General features: G+C 36.3%; 6 protein-coding genes. All 6 read right to left on the bottom strand.

Annotated features, from left to right (window positions below; genetic code table 11):
• Window positions 1–29: 29 nt before the first annotated feature.
• The 6 genes from B2Z67_RS11970 to B2Z67_RS11945 all read right to left on the bottom strand — a co-directional run bounded on the left by B2Z67_RS11970 (window position 30) and on the right by B2Z67_RS11945 (window position 7,336).
• Window positions 30–1,061, bottom strand: a complete 1,032-nt coding sequence (locus B2Z67_RS11970; protein ID WP_291530066.1) for a porin — start codon at window positions 1,059–1,061, stop codon at window positions 30–32.
• A 34-nt stretch (window positions 1,062–1,095) separates the two neighbouring features.
• On the bottom strand, window positions 1,096–1,803 hold the full coding sequence (locus tag B2Z67_RS11965; protein ID WP_291530065.1) for a phosphoadenylyl-sulfate reductase: 708 nt from the start codon (window positions 1,801–1,803) through the stop codon (window positions 1,096–1,098).
• A gap of 11 nt (window positions 1,804–1,814) precedes the next feature.
• Window positions 1,815–2,342, bottom strand: a complete 528-nt coding sequence (locus B2Z67_RS11960) for a hypothetical protein (protein ID WP_291530064.1) — start codon at window positions 2,340–2,342, stop codon at window positions 1,815–1,817.
• Between the two features lie 33 nt (window positions 2,343–2,375).
• Window positions 2,376–3,659: a sulfate adenylyltransferase subunit 1 gene (locus B2Z67_RS11955; RefSeq protein ID WP_291530063.1), complete on the bottom strand. Its 1,284-nt coding sequence runs from the start codon at window positions 3,657–3,659 to the stop codon at window positions 2,376–2,378.
• Window positions 3,660–3,755: 96 nt separating this feature from the next.
• On the bottom strand, window positions 3,756–4,655 hold the full coding sequence (gene cysD, locus B2Z67_RS11950) for a sulfate adenylyltransferase subunit CysD (RefSeq protein ID WP_291530062.1): 900 nt from the start codon (window positions 4,653–4,655) through the stop codon (window positions 3,756–3,758).
• Between the two features lie 107 nt (window positions 4,656–4,762).
• Window positions 4,763–7,336, bottom strand: a complete 2,574-nt coding sequence (locus B2Z67_RS11945; protein WP_291530061.1) for an AsmA-like C-terminal region-containing protein — start codon at window positions 7,334–7,336, stop codon at window positions 4,763–4,765.
• Window positions 7,337–7,922: the final 586 nt, after the last annotated feature.

Below are 7,922 nucleotides of genomic sequence, written 5' to 3'. Positions count from 1 at the left end.
TCTATTTTCCGAAAAGGTCTAATGTATTTTTAAAATGCTGCTGTTCCCATAATACAGATATTTCCTGTATTTCTCTTTGTATCGTTAAATGTTCGATAGGTGAAATTGAGTTGCAAGCCCACTTTTTGAGGGATAAACCAGTAATTGACTCCTGCCATATAATCAATTTCTCCTGTTGATGCCTTGTAAATATCTTCCTGGAAATAATCAAAACGAATAACAGGCTGCAATTTCTTAAAGAAAGTATATGCCAGCACAGCATAAGCCCCCATGCTTTCTGTTTTATGGGTCATCCCATAAAGGTATTCACTTCTGAACATCCATTTTTTGTCATCATAACGAATACCGAATCCTAACCGGTCACGCGTTGCATGGCGGGTACTGTCATTAAGATAAGCTTCTCCTAAATAACCCGACGCCGACAATGTAACTGTTTTTATCGGATTAACATTTACCCGTGCAATTACATCTTTACTTTTATTGTTATCCGTTGTGTTAATTCCTGCACCATTGAATACGCCAATAGAATAATCAATAATACTGTAGCCTTCCTTTTTGAATACTTCGCCGTAGATCATCACTCCGATGTCGCGTCCGTTAGCACTAATTCCCGAGACGTCGCTATATCCTACCAGCTTTGTGATTGCCATAGCATTGTCAATACATTCCAAACCGGTGGGGGAATACGGATTCTCCAACGAAAAAGGAACTTTAAATTGTCCTATCTGAACATTGAAATAAGGCTTGATTTTCGCTCGTATTTGTGCATCAAGCAATCTGGGACCTGATGCAAACTCTACCTGTACACGGTAATCAAACATCTTGCTAATGTCTCCTTTCACATCCAGTCTCGCCCTGCGAATATCAAATGTACTTCTATCTTCATCCAAGCGATAGCGAAAATTAATTACTCCGGATACTTTCGGAAGCTTTGACAAAATATTTTCCAGTTTTGTCAGTCTTTGATTTTGGATTGTATCGGCTTGCTGTGCCTCAGCTGTCATTGTTGATGTTATCAATATTGATAACGCTACACATAGTGTAAATAATTGTTTTTTCATTGCTTTGCGTTTATTATTCATTATTAATTTAAAATTATCGTTTATGCAATCCACATTCTTTATGTTCGGGCGATTCCCACCACCATCTTCCCGCACGAATATCTTCGCCGGATTCAACAGCGCGTGTGCAAGGCTCACAGCCAATGCTGGGAAAACCCTTGTCATGTAATTTATTATACGGAACATGATTTTCTTTGATATAATTCCAAAGCTGTTCTTCCGACCAGTGAATCAAAGGATTTATTTTTAAAATATTATTCATATCATCCCATTGTATCATTTGCAAATCCTGACGTGTTATGGATTGTTCGCTTCTAAGTCCGCAAATCCATGCATCCAACGTCTCAAAAGCTCGACTTAAAGGCTGTAATTTCCGAATGCTACAGCATTTCTTACGTTTTTCAATGCTTTCATAAAAAAGATTCATTCCTTCATGATTGACCATTTGTTCTACTTGGTCATACTTAGGGAAGAATATTTCTATTTTTATATTATATTTCAAATTGGTTTTGTCTATCAGCTGGTATGTTTCAGGAAAAAGCCGTCCTGTATCAAGGGTAAAAATCCGGGCATTTCGATCAATTTTCACAAGCATATCGGTCAACACCTGGTCTTCCAATCCCAAACTGGATGATAAGGCGATTTTATCGTCGTAATGACTTAAAAAATGTGCCAAAACATCTTGTGGCTCAGCGGTGGAAAATTGTGTATTAAGTTGTTCTATGTCTGATTTTGAATACATATTATTTATTATTACCGGTAGTATATTAAAAAGTATGCCGCTGTAAAAAGCAGACAACTTATTAGATTCTTTTCGGGAAACAGCAATTTATTATGTGCCGCAATATGCTCAGCAGCCATTTGGGGATTTGCTCCGGTTAGGGCAAGTTTACCGCAGAGCTGCATGGCGTTTGCCCCAGTTAGGGCAAGTCTGTCGCAGAGTTGCATGGCGTTTGCCCCAGTTAGGGCAAGTTTACCGCAGAGCTGCATGGCGTTTGCCCCGGTTAGGGCAAGTCTGCCGCAGAGCTGCATGACGTTTGCTACACCGGTAGCAAGTTTGCCGCAGACCCGCATGACATTTGCTACACCGGTAGCAAGTTTGCCGCAGACTTGCATGACGTTTGCTACACCGGTAGCAAGCTTGTCGCAGACTTGCATGACGTTTGCTACACCGGTAGCAAGCTTGTCGCAGACCCGCATGATGTTTGCTACACCGGTAGCAAACTCCCTGCAGACTGATTTGGTTTTTCCGAAAGACTGTTTGCCTGTTATGTTTTTCATCTTTTCTGCAGATTTTCGCAGAATGCTAAATTCCTAATTTTCATTATCGGAAATCATTCCTGCGCCGACAGTTTCAAATGTGTTCTGATCAATAAAAATCAAACTTCCCGTTGTACGGTTGTGTTTGTATAAATCGAAAACCAAAGGATTTGCCGTTTTTATCGTGACAGAGGCAATATCATTCATATTCAATGAGCTTATTCCTTGCTCATGTTCCAATGTATTGATATTAACTTTATAATTGATTTTCTTGATAATTCCGATAGTTTCAGATGTTGCTTGACGAATAATATAACGGGCATTCAACATTAACGGGTTTTCATTAAACCAGCAAACATCCATTGTAATATCCTGTGAAATTTGCGGTTGAACTCCTTTTGTTCCTGCCAGCAAATCTCCCCGGCTAATGTCAATATCGTTTTCCAGCTGAATAGTAATCCAATCGGGAGTAAAGACTTCCTGCAGTTCTTTTGTACACTGCGACAAATCTTTCACTTTTGATTGTAATGCAGAAGGAAAAACAGTTATTTCATCTCCAACCTTCAAAATTCCACCCGCCATCCGTCCGGCATATCCCCGAAAATCGGGAAATTTATCAGAAATAGGACGTATTACATACTGGACAGGCATACGAACCTCTTGGGAATTGATTTTATGGTCTATAGGAGTTGTTTCCAAAACATCCATTAACGTTTGACCATTATACCAAGGCATTTTATCGGAAGGAGTAACTACATTATGTCCGTATTTTGCCGAAATCGGAATGAAACGAACGTTTTCTATATGCAATTTGTTTGCTACAGAACTGTAATCATTGCAAATTTTATCATACACTTCCTGTGAAAAATCAACCAAATCCATTTTGTTGATGCAAACCACCACGTATGGAATTCCTAACAAAGAAGCAATAAACGAATGCCGGAGAGTCTGTTCTACGATTCCATGGCGGGCATCTACCAATAAAATTGCCAAATCAGCAGTCGAAGCACCCGTAACCATATTGCGCGTATACTGAATATGCCCCGGTGTATCGGCAATGATAAACTTGCGTTTGGGTGTAGCAAAATAACGATAAGCCACATCAATCGTTATTCCCTGCTCACGTTCTGCCCGAAGTCCATCGGTTAGCAGTGCCAAATTTACTTCTTCATTTCCGCTACGCTTGGATGCCGCTTCAACGGCTTCGAGCTGGTCTTCGAAAATAGACTTACTGTCATACAACAAACGCCCGATAAGCGTACTTTTTCCATCATCTACGCTGCCCGCCGTTGTAAAGCGAAGCAGCTCCATATCTAAATATCCTGTTGTTTTTGCCATTTATCTAATTGTTTAAAGTTTAAGGTTGAATGCTTAATGTTTAACACTTGTGTTTCGTTAATGCATTATTAAACATTAATCATCAATCATTAACCATTAAAAATATCCTGATTTTTTCCTGTCTTCCATTGCTGTTTCAGAACGTTTATCATCAGCACGGCTTCCCCGCTCAGTAACACGTGTGGCAGCAATTTCTTCAATGATATCTTCCAATGTATGTGCCTCGGAAAGTGCTAATCCTGTACAACTAATATCCCCGATTGTACGGCAACGAACCTGTCGAATCTCCACCGTTTCAGTAGGCTTGAGTGTCATACATTCTTCTGCCGCCAACCATTGATTATCTCGGAAAAAGACTTTACGTTCATGGGTAAAATAAATGCTGGGCATTTCGATATTTTCCTGCAAAATATATTGCCAGACATCCATTTCTGTCCAATTACTGATAGGAAATACACGGAAATGTTCTCCTATATTCTTTTTCCCGTTGAAGATATTCCACAGTTCGGGACGCTGATTTTTGGGATTCCATTGCCCGAATTCATCTCTGTGTGAAAAAACACGCTCTTTTGCCCGTGCTTTTTCCTCATCACGGCGTGCTCCGCCAATTGCAGCATCGAATTTGTATTTTTCAATCGTATCAAGTAAGGTAACTGTCTGCAATTTGTTCCGGCTGGCATTGTAACCTGTTTCTTCTTTTACCCGTCCGGTATCAATAGATTCCTGAACCGAACCCACAACCAATGTCGCTCCCAAACGTTCCACCAAATCATCTCTGTATTGGATAGTTTCAATAAAATTATGTCCGGTATCAATATGCAGCAAGGGAAAAGGAATTTTTGCAGGATAAAAAGCCTTGTATGCTAAATGAGTAAGCACAATGGAATCCTTTCCGCCGGAAAAAAGCAAAACAGGCTTTTCAAACTGTGCAGCTACTTCCCGCAATATATAAATAGCTTCCGCTTCAATTTCTTTTAAATGAGTTAATTTATACATAACTAAACATTTATACTTTATTTTAGATTTTCAAAAAGAAAATCCACCATTATTCTAAGGTGCTGCAAAAATACCAAAAAAAGGGATATGGCTGTATAAAGAAAAACTTACCAATCCTCATCCAATTCAATATCGGATTGTTTTTTCTTGGAGTTGTTCAATTCCTTAGTTTCTTCCTTAATAGAAGGTGTTTGTGGATTGTTTTGGTTGCGATTTTCTTGTATTTGTTGCTTTTGGTCGGAAAATTGCTCCTTGAGACCTTTCCTTGAAGATTGTCCATCCCATTTGAATTTCGGATTTTCCATTGTTCCCGTTGCCAAAAGATAAAGATGTGTTCCGGTATTATCGTCAATTACTTCGCCGAAATCTTCTCGGTTTTTCCGGTTTTTTACCTTTTTTGCCAGAATTTCTTTCATCATGAGTCTGATATGATAATCAATTTCTCCTGAAAACCGGTGATTTCCACCCAAAGAAAGATTTAATGCATTGGTTTTTATTTCCATATTGGGAATTGTTATAGTAGAGTTATCAATACTGATGTGGTTTTCCAGTGTTTCAAATTTTACATTCTGCAACTCACTCAACTCAACAAATTTGGAAAGTGATTCCAACGGAACAAAATTATTCAATTGTCCGTTTTTGATGTCTATATCAATAAGCGTTGAAATACTGTTCGGAGCAAGTACCATATTGCTTCCAAGCACAGCCGTAAAATTGACATCGCTATTTGCAGCTCCTTTTATATTTTTATCTGTGAGTGCATTTTGTCCGAAATTATTAAATGCGTAAAATAATTTCGGAATATTTATATTTGTCAATTTTGCATTGCAGTTGAGCAGAAATTCTTTTTTTGAAATTTGTTTGAGACTTCCTTTTCCCTGCATTTTTCCGTCACAGGTATTCATATTCAGGTTTTCGAGTAACAAAATATTATTCTTTAAAACAGCTTTTCCGGAGGTGTTTTCAGCTTTAAAATGATTGAATGAAATTTTATCGGCTTTGAAGGAGAAATTAAAATCAATATCTTTCGGTAGAAATAATTCCATTTCTTCCTGGCTTTTTGACGAAGGTTGAGTGGTGGTAGCAAATAATTTATTCAAATCAAAATCAGGAATATTCAAATCAGCGGTAATTTCCAGTCGATTGCCATGTTCCAAAATATAAGGATACATGTTTTCTATTTTTCCGCTAAGGACAAAATCATTTCCTTTGAGTTTTCCTTGCAATTCGTCAGCTATGATTAGTTGATTATTAAACTGTAAATCCCCAGAAAGTGTTTCCAGCATATTTTCATTTTCGCGAATCTGGAGCATAACATTGGTGAAAACAAAATTCCCTTGAATTGAAGCATTTTTAAATTCTTGAACAGTCAGTTTTTGTATTTGAGTGAATTTATTTTTAAATACAATATCAATAGAAGCATTTCCTGCCACTTTATAAAAATAATTTGTCGGCAAGAAACTATGTAAATCTTCCAGATTGATTGTTCCATTGACAGACAAATCTATATCCGGCTGTTCAAGGTTTTCAAAGTTTATTTTTCCGGCAAGATGACCGTTATTTAATTTTCCGGAAAATTCATACATCTTAACTTTCAAGCTATGGGAAACATTAGAAGTGCTTAATGAGAAATCACCTTGTAGATTGATTTTTGAAAATTTTATATCATTTTCAATATTTTCGATGCTTCCGTTTTTGCATAAAAAATCCCCCGCAATATCCAAATTGTTTCCTTTTCCTATTATTCCATTGATTTTTACAGAAGATGAGAGTATTCCTACCGGTTTCAAAATCCGTGTTTGCTTACGGATAGTTTCCGGTAACTTTTCGATAATTTTTTCAATATTAGCATATTTTATCGACAAATCCGATTGGAGCTTATACCCTTCTTTTTTTTTCGAAAGGGAAGTATGTGCAATGAAATTAAGGATTCCCAATTCAAAATTGCCTCCTTCTATACCATAACGTTTATTTTCAGTATCTATATCTAATTTTGTATAGAATTTCAGTTCCTGGTCAGAAAGATAAACTATCTTGTCAACTTCGATATTACCTATTACGGCATCGGAAGAAAGTTGAGCAGTGAAAGTTGCCGAAGAGAAGTTTCCTTTGGCAGAGAGATAATTGAAAAAAGCTTCAACAAGTAATTTCTGCTGTTCGTCTTCATACGATGCACGTACATTTTTCAGTTGAATGGAGCTTAGTTTTATCTCCACATTTTCCGTTTTCGAAGAATCGCTAAAATTAAAAATGTTCCAGTTATTATTCCCTTTCTTATCCACAAAAAGTTGTAAATCGGCATTGGAAATGTCAATGCGACGAATGGTATAATTATTTCTGACCAAATCGAAAAGATTAAATTGAAGAAATATATGCTCTGCCTTGAGTAATGTGCTTTTACCTTCCGGTCCGGCGACATTTATATTGTTAATTTGCAGAGAAGCCATAGGAAATTTGCGAATCATGCTAAAAGAGACCTTTTCATGCTTAATCTCCACTTTTGTATATTCATAAAACTGATTGAGAAGTATATTTGTTATTTTATCCTGAAATATTCCTGCGACAACAGTAAGTACTATCAGCAGCAATAAAATAGAAGAAACAAGAATAATAGCTACTTTTTTGAGAATTTTATTCCAGGATTTGGGAGATTTATTTTCTTCTGTTAAGATTTCTTCCATGGTAAGCATTCGTTTTTACAAAAATACAATTTTTCAATGTAGACTCTATTGAAAAAAATAAAATATTATACTAACATGAGTTCGAGATCTATGATACAAGGGAAAAAATTTGCTTATTTGTACTATAGTTTTGGTCGAACCTCTTGTAAAAACCTTCGTATTACTTTGTGAAACCATTTGTCTTACTTCTTCACCATTGTACCTTTATAACTTCCTGTAACTTCTCTTATTCAAGCAGGTAAACCCCGAACTCACGTTATATATCAACCAGCGGGATGATTTATATGTGTTGTGTACGTGATTTATGGCTATAGTTTTTCTTGCCATAAAATAAAAGGGATTACTCTTTGAAGAATAATCCCATTTTTATAGAGTTATGAAGTATTATAATAAATTTATTGTGTCTTTTTTTGCATTATAGTGCTAATTAATAATGAAATAATTAAAATTAAAATCGGAGTGATAGTAAAAGAATTTACAGAATCAATAATATTGCTATTGCTTAAATAGTATAAATAAGTACAAATAATACATACTAACAATAATATTGTATATATAATTAATGTATTATATTTTTTATTCGTAG

Origin of the sequence: Bacteroides sp. UBA939, assembly GCF_002293435.1 — a bacterium.
In the GTDB taxonomy this organism is placed as follows: Bacteria; Bacteroidota; Bacteroidia; order Bacteroidales; family Bacteroidaceae; genus Bacteroides.
Note: the sequence above shows the minus strand (reverse complement) of the source record. Positions and strands in the feature narration are given on the sequence as shown.